At 29.7% G+C, this 13,942-nt stretch carries 12 protein-coding genes; 7 read left to right on the top strand and 5 right to left on the bottom strand.

From position 1 onward, the window contains the following. Window positions 1-181: 181 nt before the first annotated feature. From Q0762_RS05825 to cmk, 3 genes are all read left to right on the top strand, one after another. Window positions 182-415, top strand: a complete 234-nt coding sequence (locus Q0762_RS05825; RefSeq protein ID WP_298764729.1) for a hypothetical protein — start codon at window positions 182-184, stop codon at window positions 413-415. A gap of 241 nt (window positions 416-656) precedes the next feature. Continuing rightward, window positions 657-1,682: a type IX secretion system protein PorQ gene (gene porQ, locus Q0762_RS05820; protein WP_298764726.1), complete on the top strand. Its 1,026-nt coding sequence runs from the start codon at window positions 657-659 to the stop codon at window positions 1,680-1,682. 2 nt (window positions 1,683-1,684) lie between these two features. Further along, window positions 1,685-2,374, top strand: a complete 690-nt coding sequence (gene cmk / locus Q0762_RS05815) for a (d)CMP kinase (RefSeq protein WP_298764723.1) — start codon at window positions 1,685-1,687, stop codon at window positions 2,372-2,374. Between the two features lie 125 nt (window positions 2,375-2,499). On the opposite strand, the gene Q0762_RS05810 is transcribed toward cmk, so the two are convergent. Together Q0762_RS05810 and Q0762_RS05805 are read right to left on the bottom strand one after the other, a co-directional pair. After that, the gene (locus tag Q0762_RS05810) at window positions 2,500-3,129 is read right to left on the bottom strand and encodes a 7-carboxy-7-deazaguanine synthase QueE (RefSeq protein WP_298764720.1); all 630 of its coding nucleotides are present in this window, start codon (window positions 3,127-3,129) and stop codon (window positions 2,500-2,502) included. Window positions 3,130-3,132: 3 nt separating this feature from the next. Further along, entirely contained in the window at window positions 3,133-3,585 is a 453-nt protein-coding gene (locus Q0762_RS05805; RefSeq protein WP_298764717.1) for a Rid family detoxifying hydrolase, read from the bottom strand. A 215-nt stretch (window positions 3,586-3,800) separates the two neighbouring features. On the opposite strand from Q0762_RS05805, the gene rpsA reads away from it, so the two are divergent. The 3 genes from rpsA (at window position 3,801) to Q0762_RS05790 (ending at window position 7,840) form a co-directional block, all read left to right on the top strand. After that, entirely contained in the window at window positions 3,801-5,621 is a 1,821-nt protein-coding gene (gene rpsA, locus Q0762_RS05800) for a 30S ribosomal protein S1 (protein WP_298764714.1), read from the top strand. A gap of 396 nt (window positions 5,622-6,017) precedes the next feature. Then, window positions 6,018-7,292 (top strand): ornithine--oxo-acid transaminase, encoded by a 1,275-nt coding sequence (gene rocD / locus Q0762_RS05795; RefSeq protein WP_298764712.1) that lies wholly within the window; start codon window positions 6,018-6,020, stop codon window positions 7,290-7,292. Between the two features lie 101 nt (window positions 7,293-7,393). Continuing rightward, window positions 7,394-7,840: a DUF5362 family protein gene (locus Q0762_RS05790; protein WP_298764709.1), complete on the top strand. Its 447-nt coding sequence runs from the start codon at window positions 7,394-7,396 to the stop codon at window positions 7,838-7,840. A gap of 65 nt (window positions 7,841-7,905) precedes the next feature. On the opposite strand, the gene Q0762_RS05785 is transcribed toward Q0762_RS05790, so the two are convergent. The 3 genes from Q0762_RS05785 to Q0762_RS05775 form a co-directional block, all read right to left on the bottom strand. Then, window positions 7,906-8,625, bottom strand: coding sequence for a heavy-metal-associated domain-containing protein (locus tag Q0762_RS05785; RefSeq protein ID WP_298764707.1), 720 nt, complete (start codon window positions 8,623-8,625; stop codon window positions 7,906-7,908). Between the two features lie 4 nt (window positions 8,626-8,629). Further along, complete coding sequence (locus Q0762_RS05780; RefSeq protein ID WP_298764705.1) at window positions 8,630-11,272, bottom strand: AsmA-like C-terminal region-containing protein; 2,643 nt, start codon at window positions 11,270-11,272, stop codon at window positions 8,630-8,632. Between the two features lie 94 nt (window positions 11,273-11,366). Continuing rightward, complete coding sequence (locus tag Q0762_RS05775; protein WP_298764702.1) at window positions 11,367-11,690, bottom strand: YbaB/EbfC family nucleoid-associated protein; 324 nt, start codon at window positions 11,688-11,690, stop codon at window positions 11,367-11,369. Between the two features lie 132 nt (window positions 11,691-11,822). Between Q0762_RS05775 and Q0762_RS05770 the strand changes: the two genes are divergently transcribed. Next, a complete protein-coding gene (locus Q0762_RS05770) occupies window positions 11,823-13,937 on the top strand; it encodes a S9 family peptidase (RefSeq protein ID WP_298764732.1) in 2,115 nt (704 codons plus the stop codon). The last annotated feature ends 5 nt before the right edge of the window (window positions 13,938-13,942 follow it).

Below are 13,942 nucleotides of genomic sequence, written 5' to 3'. Positions count from 1 at the left end.
AGCCCAATAGCGCCGATGGTACTGCATTTATGTGGGAGAGTAGGTCGCCGCCTTTCTTATTTCTAAGTCTCAATTCAGCCGAATTGAGACTTTTTTTTTATCCATATTTATGGTAAATACGGATCAATACCAAAAGTTGTGGATTAAATAAAAAAGGTTGAACTTTGATATTAAAATATTTATGTCTTCGGCCCCTTTATTATCGATAGCCAATTTATTACTTCCCGAAGTTCTTGTTACATATTTTGAACTGATTAAACACGAGGTTAAAGAAGAAGAAATTCATTTTTATTTCACAGAGTTACATAATATTCCAGAAGAATTTAAAGCTGTTAAACTACATTCTAAAGGTTTTTTTCCAGAAGCTACCGTTCAAGATTTTCCTATTCGAGGTAAAATTAGGGTATTCTTATAGTTTATAAGTATCTAATATTATGTTTTTTAACTTATAGCATTTTTTTTTAAAAATCCTATTAGAAATTTTGTATTCTTCCTCTAAATGTAAAACATAAGTTAATTAAAAAGGCAATTTGTATTTTATAAAGGCATTTTGATCTCTTTAGTCAAACATTATTTAGATTATTTTAGTTATATTTTGTGATAATATTGAATTATTTTTACGTTATGTAGTTAAGACTTTGTTTCTTTGTAATCGTATGAAAATCATAAAAATTATCATTTTATTATTTATTAGTTTTTTTGCCAATGCTCAAGTTGGTGGAGAAACTGTATACCAATTTCTTAACATTTCTACCTCAGCAAGACAATTGGCTTTGGGAGGTGAAGTTTTAACAATTACTGATGATATTAATCAGCCTATATGGAATCCTGCAACTATTAGTATTGATTTAGACAGAAAAGTTTCTGTAAATTATTCTAGTTTTCTGGCAGGCATAAATGTAGGATCAATTTCTTATGCTAGTGAAGTTTCGAGAAGGTTTGGCGTAATTCATGGTAATATAAAGTATTTTGATTATGGTTCTTTGATTGGTGCTGATGAACAGGGTAATGAAACGGGTACTTTTAGGGCTAACGATATTGCTGTTTCTTTAGGTTATTCTTACAACATACCAAGATCTAATTTCTATGTAGGAACAAATTTAAAATTTATAAATTCTAATATTAGTAATTTTTCTTCTGTGGGTGTTGCTGTAGATTTGGCGCTGTTGTATACAAGTATTTATAAACCTTATTCTTTTACTGCCGTTGTTAGAAATTTAGGAACTCAAATTAAATCTTTTAGTGGTCAAAATGAAGATTTACCATTAGAAATTTTAGTAGGAGGGAGTTATCAATTAGAACATGTTCCTTTAAAGTGGTATGCTACAGTTGATAATTTGCAACAATGGGATATTTCTGTGGCAAATCCTTCTGATCAAATTATAGATTTGGAAGGAAATATTACGGAGGCGGAAGTCGGTTTTTTAGGGAACGCAATAAGACATCTTGTAATTGGTGCAGAATTATTTCCCAAAAGTGTTATAAATTTAAGATTAGGTTATAATTTTAGAAGAGCGGCTGAATTAAAATTACAAAACGCTAGAAGTTTTAGTGGTATTTCTTTTGGTTTTGGTATTAAAATGAAACGTTTTAAGTTTAACTTTGCCAATTCTAGATTTCATTCTGCTACTAATGTGAGTACTTTTAGTCTAGAAATTGATTTGGATAGTAACCGATTTTAACTATGAAAAATATAACTATTGCTATTGATGGATTTTCATCTACAGGTAAAAGTACCATTGCAAAATTAATTGCACAAAAATATAATTATGTTTATGTAGATACAGGAGCAATGTACAGAGCTGTTACTTTGTTTGCAATGCAGCATAATTTGGTAAGTTCTGATTTTTTAAATGAACATGAATTGATTGAAGCATTAAAAAATATTGAACTGACTTTTATATTTAATGCTGATTTGGGTTTTGCTGAAATGTTTTTGAATGGTAAAAATGTTGAAAAAGAAATAAGAACTTTAGAAGTATCTAAGTTGGTGAGTAAAATTGCTACAATTTCTGAGGTTAGAAAAAAGTTAGTACTAGAACAAAAAGGTTTTGGAGTAAAAGGTGCCGTTGTAATGGATGGTAGAGATATTGGAACTGTAGTTTTTCCTAATGCAGAATTAAAATTATTTATGACTGCTTCTGCGGAAAAAAGAGCTACAAGGCGTTATAAAGAATTAATAGATAGGGGTGATAATGTTTCTTTTGAGGATATTTTATTTAATGTACAAGAACGAGATAGAATTGATTCTACCAGAGAAGATTCTCCATTATTAAAAGCTGATGATGCTATTGAGTTTGATAATTCTGATATGGGAATTACAGAGCAGTTTGAAAGAATTTGTAGTTTAGTAGACCAAAAAATTGGCGTATAACTAAATGCTTGCAAAAGTTGTAGCCCTGATTGAACGGTCTGTTTGAGCTCTTGCACTTTTTTGTGCAAAGCGAGTAGTGAAAGCAGGAAATAGCTTCAAAAAAACACTAAATTAAGTTTTATAGGCTAAGGTATGTTTAAATATTTATGGGTTTGTAAAGAAATTTTCCATTTTGGATTTTTCATTACATAATTTACAATTTCTTCGGTCATTTTTTCTTTTTTAGACCATTCTGGTTGTAAAAAAAGCTGACATTTTTCTGAAACTTTAGTGGCTTGTTCTTCAGCAAATTTAAAATCTGATTGATTGTGAATAATCATTTTTAATTCATCTGCTTCTTTATAAACTTCTTCTAATGGTAATTTTGTTTTTTTAGGAGAAAGACAAAACCAATTCCATTTTCCTGAAAAAGCATAGGCTCCAGAAGTTTCTATATGCGTTTTTATTTGATTTTTCTGAAGCAATGCTGTAATATAATCCATAGACCACATTAAAGGTTCGCCACCAGTAATTACAACAGTGTTTGCATGTTTTTTTACGTTTTTTACAATGTTGTCTGCAAGTGTTGGTGGGTGCAAATTAGCATCCCAACTTTCTTTAACATCGCACCAATGGCAACCTACATCACAACCGCCAACTCTAATAAAATAAGCGGCAGTTCCTGTATGAGCGCCTTCTCCTTGAATAGTGTAAAATTCTTCCATTAAAGGAAGCATAACGCCTTTATCTACTAAGTCTTTTGTTTTTTTATCCATTGTCTACTTTCTTGCAGCAACCACTTCAATTTCAATATTTGCAGTTCCAACTAAATCGGCTGCAAAGGTAGTTCTTGCAGGGAGATTATCTGTAAAAAAAGTGCGATAAATTGTGTTCATTTTAGAAAAATCATCAATATTAGATAATATAACTGTGCATTTTACAACATCTTTTAAGGTTAAATTATGTTGTTTTAAAACGGCCTCAATATTTTTTAAAGTTTGTTTGGTTTCTGCTTTAATACCTCCATTTACTAATTTACCTGTTTTATGATTTTTACCAATTTGACCTGTTAAAAAGTACAAATTACCAACTTGAACTGCATCAGAAAAAGGAACATTTGCCCTACTTTTTTCATGAGATTTGTGGTGTTTTATGATGGAAGAACTTTCTTTTTTGCATCCAAAATTCATCAGAAATAAAAAAAGAACTGCTATTTTTAAAAGTGTTTTCATAAAGTTTTGATTTTCAATACAAATATAAAAACAATTCTTCTAAAATAATTTGGTTGTAAGTTGTTAAAAATCAAATGATTTTTGTAAATTTGCACTCCTTTTTACGGTAACAGATTTGTGAAAGGAATAAGAAACAATTATTTATAAAAACATCTCTTTGCGTTTTAATCGTTAAAAATCTGTAAAACAATAAGATACAAAATTAATTTAGACACATGTCTGAAGAAACAAAAAACACTGAAGAGCAAGTAGCTGCTACTGAAGTACAAGAAACAGCAACTCCTGCTGTAGATCCAAAACAATTTTTAGCAGATTTTAACTGGCACAGATACGAAGAAGGTATTGATGAAGTTGATGAGCAAAAATTAGTAGCTTTTGAAAAGGCTTTAGAAGGAACTGTAGGTTTTGTAAACGAGCGTGATGTAATTGAAGGAACTGTAATTAGAATTACAGATAGAGATGCAATTATAGACATTAACTCAAAATCTGAAGGAGTTATTTCTTTAAACGAATTCCGTTACAACCAAGGTTTAGCAGAAGGAGATAAAGTAGAAGTATTGGTTGATAAGAGAGAAGATTCTTCTGGTCAATTGGTGTTATCTCACAAAAAAGCAAGAGTAATTAAAGCTTGGGAAAGAGTTAATAATGCACATGAAACTGGAGAAGTAGTTAATGGTTTTGTAAAGTGTAGAACTCGTGGTGGTATGATTGTAGATGTTTTTGGAATAGAAGCATTTTTACCAGGATCTCAAATTGATGTTAAGCCAATTAGAGATTACGATCAGTATGTAGAAAAAACAATGGAATTTAAGGTTGTAAAAATAAACCACGAATTTAAAAATGTTGTAGTTTCTCATAAAGCTTTAATTGAAGCAGATATAGAATTACAGAAAAAAGAAATCATTGGCCAATTAGAAAAAGGACAAGTATTAGAAGGTGTAGTTAAAAACATTACTTCTTATGGTGTGTTTGTAGATTTAGGTGGTGTAGATGGTTTAGTACATATTACAGATTTATCTTGGTCTAGAATTAATCATCCTAATGAGGTTGTAGAATTAGACCAAAAATTAAATGTTGTAATTTTAGATTTTGATGATAACAAATCTAGAATTCAGTTAGGTTTAAAACAATTATCTGCACATCCTTGGGAAGCTTTAGACAACGAATTAAAAGTTGGCGATAAAGTTACAGGAGAAGTTGTAGTAATTGCAGATTATGGTGCATTTGTAGAAGTAGAACAAGGAGTAGAAGGGTTAATTCACGTTTCTGAAATGTCTTGGTCTACGCACTTACGTTCTGCACAAGACTTTGTAAAAGTTGGAGATAAAGTAGAGGCGCAAGTTTTAACTTTAGACAGAGAAGACCGTAAAATGTCTCTTGGTATGAAGCAATTACACCCAGATCCTTGGACAGATATTACCACTAAATACCCAATTGGTTCTACACATACAGGTACTGTAAGAAATTACACAAACTTTGGTGTTTTTGTAGAGTTAGAAGAAGGTATAGACGGTTTAGTATACATTTCTGACCTTTCTTGGACTAAGAAAATTAAGCACCCATCAGATTTTGTAACTGTTGGAGATAAATTAGAAGTTCAAGTATTAGAATTAGATGTAGAGAACAGAAAATTAAACTTAGGTCATAAGCAAACACAAGATAACCCTTGGGATGCACATGAAGCTACGTTTGCAATAGGTTCTACACATACTGGTACTGTTAAAGATAAGAACGATAAAGGAGCTGTTGTAACACTTTCTGAAGGAGTAGAAGGTTTTGCACCAACACGTTTCTTAGAAAAAGAAGATGGTACAAAGTTAGCTAAAGGAGAAACTGTAGAATTTATTGTTACAGAATTTTCTAAAGAATACAGAAGAGTTGTAGTTTCTCATACTTCTATCTTTAGAGAAGAAGAAAAGAGAAATATTAAAGCTGCTGCTAAGAAATCTGCAGATGTAGAAAAAACTACATTAGGAGATATTGGAGGTTTAGCTGCTTTAAAAGAGAAAATGGAAGCTGGTAACAAAAAGAAATAATCTTTAGCTTTTTATTCCAATACATTTTAAACCCGATACATTTTTTGTATCGGGTTTTTATTTGTTATGAACTTATTATCAGTCTTTTTTTTAAGTACCAAAAATTACTTTTTTTAAGGTTTCCAAAACCTTTAGTTTATGTACTTTATTATTTTATCTCAAAATCTTAAACATTTCTTTTAATATTTAATGTTGATATTTTTTATTCTTGAGCTGTGCTGAAACAAAAAATACACTTTAATTTGATGAAAATGAGATGGAAATTACTAATAAATTTTCCTTATTTTTGTAGTACTTCGAGGATGATTTCTTTCCCACGCTGAATTTCTAGTACTTTCTAGAAGGATAAAGGTAGAACAGGAATGTTTTTATAATAAACATTTAAAAGATTACAAAATGGCTGTTTTAGACAACTTAACTTCGCAAGAAGCAATTGATTTAGAGAACAAATATGGTGCACACAATTATCACCCATTACCAGTGGTGCTAAGTAAAGGAGAAGGTGTATATGTTTGGGATGTTGAAGGAAAAAAATATTATGATTTCTTATCTGCCTATTCTGCAGTAAACCAAGGGCATTGTCACCCAAAAATTGTAAATGCAATGATTGCGCAGACAAAAACCTTAACACTAACTTCGCGCGCATTTTATAATGATATGTTAGGGAAGTATGAAAAATTTGCCTCAGAATTTTTTGGTTTCGATAAATTATTACCAATGAATACTGGCGCAGAAGCTGTAGAAACCGCTTTAAAAATTGCCAGAAAATGGGCTTATGAGGTAAAAGGAATTGAAGAAAATAAAGCAAAAGTTATTGTTTGTGAAAATAATTTTCATGGAAGAACTACTACAATCATTTCATTTTCTAATGATCCTGTGGCGCGTAAAAATTTTGGACCTTACACAGAAGGATTTATTAAAATTGAATACGATAATTTGCAAGCACTTAAAAATGCTTTAGAAATAAATAAAAATGTTGCCGCATTTTTGGTAGAACCCATTCAGGGTGAAGCTGGTGTTTATGTGCCTTCTGAAGGATATTTGGCAGCAGCTAAACAATTGTGTGAAGATAATAATGTACTTTTTATTGCAGATGAAGTACAAACAGGTATTGCAAGAACTGGGCGTTTATTAGCTACTTGTGGTAATTGTAATTGCCAAAATAAAAATTGTGAAGGTACACCAGAAGTAAAACCAGATATTTTAATATTAGGAAAGGCACTTTCTGGTGGTGCATACCCTGTTTCTGCAGTTTTGGCAAATGATGCTATAATGCATGTAATTAGACCTGGTAATCATGGTTCTACCTTTGGTGGAAACCCAATTGCAGCAGCAGTTGCAATAGCAGCTTTAGAGGTAGTTGCAGATGAAAAATTAGCAATTAACGCAGACAGATTAGGAGAGATTTTTAGAAAAGAAATTGGTGAATTTTGTAAAACAAATGCCTTAATAAAATCGGTAAGAGGTAAAGGTTTGTTAAATGCAATTTTAATAAATGATACCGAAGAAAGTTCTACAGCTTGGGATATTTGCATGAAGTTAAGAGATAATGGTTTGTTGGCAAAACCTACTCATGGCAATATCATAAGATTTGCACCACCTTTAGTAATTACAGAAGAGCAATTAAAAGATTGTATTGCTATTATAAAGCAAACAATTGCAGCGTTTTAATTATAGTAAACTGATTAAATTGATACTATGAAAACCACAAATAGAATGAATTTGTGGTTTTTTGTTTATTTTTGAAATATATCTAACTTAAAAAAAATACAATGCAACAAAATGCACTTACAGAATTAGAAGAATTAACGCTGAATGCAGCGTCAAAAAGCTTTTTGAAAGAAACCGCAAAATGGTCATATTTTTTATCGATTATCGGATTTATTTTTGTGGGCTTAATGATTGTTTTTAGTTTTTTTGCTGGTACTATATTTAATAGTTTACCAAATATGGAACAAATGCCTTTTGATATTGGACCAATAATGACAGGTACTTATCTATTGTTGTCTTTAATTTACTTTTTTCCCATTTTATATTTGTTTCAGTTTTCTGTAAAAATGAAAAAAGCACTGCAATCTAAAGATGATGCAGATTTAGCTACGGCTTTTGAGAAACTAAAGTCGCATTATAAGTTTGTTGGAGTTTTAACCATAATAATACTGTCTATTTATGTGTTGTTTTTTATAATGGCAATATTTGGTGCAGCTGTTACAGGTTAAGTACTTTAAAAATGATACTAAAAAAGCTTTCGAAAGAAAGCTTTTTTAATTTTAAAATAATTGCTTTAAAAAAGTAGCATTGTAATTGCCATAAGAATCATTATAGCGTTTTCTATAAATGTAGCCTGTGTCATTGGTAGTTTTAATGCAGTACCTAAACAAGCACATTGTATTTCTTTTTTGCTTAATAGCGTTTTGGTGACACCAATTGTTGTAATTCCTAAAATTATTATGGTTGTTATGATAGCAATATCAATTTGAAAACGCATCAGAAAAAATAAACCCAAAATAGTTTCTAAAAAAGGATATATTTTTGAGTAAAAAGTTATCTTTTTAGCTAAAGGATCATACATTTTAAAAGAAGTTCCAAAACCTTTTAAATCTAACATTTTAAAAAAACTAAATACAATATAAAATAAACCCATAAAATCTAACATGGCTTGTTGGGTTTGCCAATTTTTATAGTTTAATAATACACTAGCAACAGAAATATAAAAGAGAATTATAAAAAGTGGTTTTAATTGTTTTAGTTTAGAAATTTTCTCTTTTTTTTGCGATTTAACAATGGTTGCTCTTAAATTTTCTTTTAAAGTGATGCTGTATTTTACTGGTAAAACGTCTTTAAATTTTTCAATTGGAATTAAATTTTCTGTTGAAATTTCTGCTTCTTTTTCTTCTAAATTAATAACCACTTGTTTAACTTCTGGGATGCTTTTTAAATAATTTATAACTGTATTTTTACAGTTATTGCAAGTCATTCCTAAAATTTGATAAGTGTTTTTCATAAGACTAATTTACGGTATCCTTTTTCTTTTTACTAAAAAGCCCGTTTAAAACATTTTTTACTTTGTCTTTAGTTATTTCTTTTATGGCTTCTTTTGTGTCTTTTGTGTCTTTGGTTTTTGTAGAATCTTTAGCTTTGTCTTTTGTGCCTCCTAAGATATTTATTAACTTATTAGTTCCTTTATCTACTAAACTTGCTTTTTGTTTTGCAATTAACTGCTGCACTAAATCTGATGTTGCTTTTTTAATATTAGAGTTAAAGTTTGGGTTAGAGAAGCTACCTGTTAAAGATGCTTTTACGGGTATGCTTTTTATCTCATTCGCATCTTTTGGGTTTAATTTTGCTAATACACTTGTTACAGAATTCCCTAAATATTTTACAGGTATATTTAAAGTAAGATCATAATTCATTTCATTATTAAAACTATGATTTCCGCCAATGTTAATGCCAATGTCTTTATAATTAAAATTAAAAGGCGTAATGTTAACACGTCCATTATTAAAAGTTAATAAGGCATTTATTCCGTTTAAATCTAACTCTTCTGTATTTATAAAGTTAATTTTATTACCTACTAAATTTAAAACTTTAGATTGGTTTGGTTTTAATTTTGGGTCTAATAGTTTGCCAAATAAATCGCCAGAAATAGTTTGTAAATTAGGCGCCATATGTTCTCCCAATGTACCAGCAACATTTATGTTAGAATTTATTTTACCACCTATGCTTTCTGCAATAGGCGCTATGCTTTTAAGCATTTCTATATTGGTAAAAGATTCTTTAATATTTATTTTATTCAAATCTAAAGACATTTTAAACGTTGGTTGTTCTTGTTTGGTAGATACATTTCCGCTAAAACCAATTTCACCATCAAAAACATTAGATTTTATATTTTCTAGCCTTACTGCTTCATCTTTAATAAAAAGTTTTCCAGAAACGTTTTGAAGCGTAATATTATCATAAATTACACTTTTTGCTTGTGCATTTAAGGCAATGTCTAAGAAACTAGGAATTTTAAGGTTTTGGGTTGTTTGCGATGTGGCGTTTTCATTAGTATTATTTTCATCAGTAAGAAAATCGTCTATTTTTATAGTGTTCGCAGCTAACTTAAAATTACCTTCTAACAATTGGTCTTTAAATAGAAAGCCGTAAAAATTATCTAATTTACCATTTATATTTAAGTCTGAACTGCCTGTTTTTGCAATAAATTTTTCTAGGTTTATTGTTTTGGAATTAAAGGAAATCGTAGTATTTTCTATAAAGAAGGCATTCGCAACATCTTTATCTTCATATTTAAAGTTGTTTAAAGAAATTGATCCTTTGTTTTTTATGTTTTGGTAATTTCCTTTATCTACAGAATTCATATCAAAAGCAGTAGCAATATCTGCTTTTAAAATTCCGTCTAATTGGTTTTTAATAGCTACAGGATAAACTTGGCTAATGTTTTTAAGGTTAATTGTACCTTTTGCATTTAAATTAGTAAAAGGGTTTGTGGTAAAATTTGCTACTTTACCGTTTGCAGAAAACGTGTCTTCATCAATTTTAAAAGTGCTATTTTTTATATTGATATAGGTGTCTTTGGTAAAACCGGTTTCATTTATAATTTTTGCCGTTAAATTAATGTTGTTAACGGCCTTTGGCAAATCATCATACTTAAAACTTGCATTTTTGGCATCAAAAGAAATTGCCAATGTGGGTATTGTGGTTTTCGTAAGTTTTCCTTTTACAACACCTTTTAAATCAAAATTACCTGTTGTTTTTACAGATGATAAGTTATTTGCATATTGTTTAGGCAATAAACCTAATAAGTTTTTAAATGAAGATGTTGGTGTATTAAAATCGATATCATACAATTGATTTTCTTCTATAAGCTGAATAAAACCATGAAATTCTAGTGGTAATTTATTAATGTAGCCTACATTTTCTTTGAAAGTATATTTCGCGTTTTTTAAATCTAAACCTAAAAGTGCATCTAATTTTACGGAAACGTTATTTAAATAATTCGTATCCTCCATATCAAAAGAAACTTTTGCCTTAGTTTTTGTATCTAAATCTAATATGTCTTGTGCAAAATTTCCTTTTCCTGAGTGATAAATGCTGTCTACCTTCAAACGCATTTTAGAATTACTATCGTAATATGTAAATTTTAAATTATTGGCTTTGTAAGCATTTATATTTAGCGAAAACGTGTTTTGTTGTTCCTTTGTAATTGTGTCATTGGTTTTCTTTGCAATGTCATAATTACCAATATTTTCTTTATTAAAGTTAATATTAACAATACTATTGGTAACGCCTAAACTGGTTATGGCTAATGTTTCAGAAGCACTTTTAAATAATTCTGTTATTTTTAGATTTAGATCTAATTTTTCTGAATAAAACAAGGTATCTCCAGTAAACGGCGCTTTATTTATAATAGCTAAATTGTTTATTCGCAAACTTGCGTTTGGGAAGTTTCTAAGCAAACTTAAATCTGTTTCATTAAAAGTTAATGTTGCATTAATATTATTGTTTGCTGTAGTTTTAACCATTTCTACAATTTTATCTTTAAATAAAAAAGGAGCGGAAATTAAAACCACTAATAATACAAGTACTGTTATTATAGTAAATTTTAATACTTTTTTAAATAAAGGTTTTTTTTGGTTTGTGGCATTCATGTATTTAATTTTTTTGCTTAAAGCAAAAATACCTCTTTTACAAGAGGTATTTCTGTTAAGATACTATTAATAAAACAGTAAAAGCTGTGTTTTATTATTTAAACATATCCATTCCTGGTATATTTGGCATACCAGATTTGGCTGCAATTGCCATTTCATTTTCATTAATTTGGCTTGCTTTAGCAATGGCTTTGTTTAATGTTAAAATTAAGTAATCTTCCAACTCCTCAGCATCCTGTAACAAAGAATCATCTATTGTAATTGCTTTTATTTGTCTGTTAGCAGTTAAGGTAACTTTAATTTTGTTGTCGGTTGAGTTTTCATCAACCAAAACACTGTCTAGTCTTTTTTTTGTTTCCTCTACTTTTTTTTGAGCATCTTTTAACTTACCCATCATTCCAGAAATATCTCCAAACATATTTTTCTATTTATTTTAAAATACAAATTTACTAAATTTAGTAAGAATTTAAATCAACAAAAAATGAGAAAGTTATTTATTAGAACTACACTTTTAAGCCTTATTTTTGCAATTGCTTGTAAAAATAAAGACATGAAAAGTATAGACGCAAAAATACCTGTAGCAGAAAAACAACCCACTCAATTAGAGAAACATGGAGATGTTAGAATAGATAATTATTTTTGGATGCGACTTTCTGATGAGCAAAAATTAGCGCCTGTTAAAGATGAGCAAACTAAGAAAGTAATTGATTATTTAGAAGAAGAAAATAGTTATTATGATAAAGTAACTGCTTACACTAAAAATTTCGAGGAAAAATTATTCGAGGAAATGAAAGGTAGAATAAAAGAAGATGATTCTTCTGTGCCTTATAAAGATAACGGATATTTTTACATTACAAGTTATAAAACAGGCATGCAATATCCTATTTTTAGTAGGAAAAAAGAAAATTTAGATGCTAAGGAAGAAATTTTGTTTGATGTAAACGAAATGGCAAAAGGTTTCGATTATTTTCAACTAGGTGGTTTAAATGTTTCTCCAGATAATAAATTGGCAGTTTTTGCTACAGATACTGTTAGCAGAAGGCAATATTTTTTAAGAATTAAAAATTTAGAAACGGGCGAAATATATAAAGATATCATAGAAAATACCTCAGGAGGTTCTGTTTGGGCTAATGATAATAAAACTATTTTTTATACCAAGAAAGATCCCGTAACTTTAAGGAGTTATAAAATATTTAGGCATGTTTTAGGAACACCAACGTCTGAAGATGTTGTTGTTTTTCATGAAAAAGATGAAACTTTTGGTACTTATGTTACAAAATCAAAATCTGATAAATATATAATTATTGGCTCTTACAGCACCGTTTCTACAGAAGCACAATTTTTAGATGCAAACCAACCAACAGGCAGTTTGCAAATGTTGCAAGCTAGAGAGAGAGATTTAGAATATAGTGTTTCTCATTTTGAAGATCATTTTTATTTGTTAACCAATAAAGACAATGCCACCAATTTTAAGTTAATGAAAACCCCAATTTCTAAAACTAGTAAAGAAAATTGGGTAGATGTAATACCACATAGAGAAGATACTTTATTAGAAGACTTTTCTATTTTTAAAGAATATTTGGTTTTAGAAGAACGTGCAAACGGCTTAAACAAAGTACGCATAAAACGTTGGGATAATAAAGACGATTATTACTTGCCTTTTAACGAGGAAACCTATGCTGCTGGTGTGTATAACAACCCAGAGTTTGATACAGATGTAATAAGGTATTCTTACAATTCTTTTACAACACCAAGTTCTGTTATAGATTTTAATATGGCAGATAAATCCAAAGAAATTAAAAAAGAACAAGAAGTTTTAGGAGGCAAATTTAATAAAGAAAACTATAGAAGTAAGCGGGTTTGGGCTACTGCAAGAGATGGTAAAAAAGTAGCTATTTCTTTGGTGTACCATAAAAACACAAAATTAAACAAAGATACACCACTACTGCAGTATGCATATGGTTCTTATGGTTATACCATTTCAGATAGTTTTTCTACTACAAGATTAAGCTTGTTAGATAGAGGTTTTGTATATGCTTTGGCACATATTCGTGGCAGTCAATATTTAGGTAGAGATTGGTATGAGGATGGCAAAATGTTGCATAAAAAAAATACATTTAACGATTTTGTAGATTGTTCTAAATATTTAATAGAAAAAAGCTATACTTCTGCAAAGCATTTGTATGCCATGGGAGGTTCTGCAGGTGGTCTATTAATGGGTGCAATAGTAAACATGAATCCAGAATTGTATAATGGTATTATAGCAGCAGTGCCTTTTGTAGATGTAATTTCTACAATGATAGATGATTCTATACCTTTAACCACAGGTGAGTATGATGAATGGGGAAACCCAAATGATAAAGCATATTACGATTATATAAAATCGTATTCACCTTATGACCAAGTAGTAGCAAAAGCATATCCTAATATGTTAGTTACCACAGGTTATCATGATAGCCAAGTACAATATTGGGAGCCAGCAAAATGGGTAGCAAAATTAAGAGAATTAAAAACAGATAACAATCTTTTAATGCTTAGGACTAATATGGAAGCTGGTCATGGAGGAGCATCTGGCCGTTTTAATGCATTAAAAGAAACAGCAAAAGATTATACTTTCTTTTTGGCTTTAGAAGATAAATTAGACGTAGAATTGATAAAGGGTTAAAATCA

The organism is uncultured Polaribacter sp. (assembly GCF_947495205.1).
Lineage (GTDB): Bacteria > Bacteroidota > Bacteroidia > Flavobacteriales > Flavobacteriaceae > Polaribacter.
The sequence above is the reverse complement of the archived record's forward strand: the minus strand, read 5'-3'. Positions and strand labels throughout refer to the sequence as shown.

Excerpts from the sequence above, each read along its gene's own strand:
- Q0762_RS05805 (WP_298764717.1), bottom strand. The coding sequence starts at position 3,585 with ATGAAAACACTTTTAAAAATAGCAGTTCTTTTTTTATTTCTGATGAAT.
- Q0762_RS05770 (WP_298764732.1), top strand. The coding sequence starts at position 11,823 with ATGAAAAGTATAGACGCAAAAATACCTGTAGCAGAAAAACAACCCACT.
- rpsA (WP_298764714.1), top strand. The coding sequence starts at position 3,801 with ATGTCTGAAGAAACAAAAAACACTGAAGAGCAAGTAGCTGCTACTGAA.
- Q0762_RS05785 (WP_298764707.1), bottom strand. The coding sequence starts at position 8,625 with ATGAAAAACACTTATCAAATTTTAGGAATGACTTGCAATAACTGTAAA.
- Q0762_RS05780 (WP_298764705.1), bottom strand. The coding sequence starts at position 11,272 with ATGAATGCCACAAACCAAAAAAAACCTTTATTTAAAAAAGTATTAAAA.
- Q0762_RS05775 (WP_298764702.1), bottom strand. The coding sequence starts at position 11,690 with ATGTTTGGAGATATTTCTGGAATGATGGGTAAGTTAAAAGATGCTCAA.
- cmk (WP_298764723.1), top strand. The coding sequence starts at position 1,685 with ATGAAAAATATAACTATTGCTATTGATGGATTTTCATCTACAGGTAAA.
- Q0762_RS05810 (WP_298764720.1), bottom strand. The coding sequence starts at position 3,129 with ATGGATAAAAAAACAAAAGACTTAGTAGATAAAGGCGTTATGCTTCCT.
- Q0762_RS05790 (WP_298764709.1), top strand. The coding sequence starts at position 7,394 with ATGCAACAAAATGCACTTACAGAATTAGAAGAATTAACGCTGAATGCA.
- porQ (WP_298764726.1), top strand. The coding sequence starts at position 657 with ATGAAAATCATAAAAATTATCATTTTATTATTTATTAGTTTTTTTGCC.
- Q0762_RS05825 (WP_298764729.1), top strand. The coding sequence starts at position 182 with ATGTCTTCGGCCCCTTTATTATCGATAGCCAATTTATTACTTCCCGAA.
- rocD (WP_298764712.1), top strand. The coding sequence starts at position 6,018 with ATGGCTGTTTTAGACAACTTAACTTCGCAAGAAGCAATTGATTTAGAG.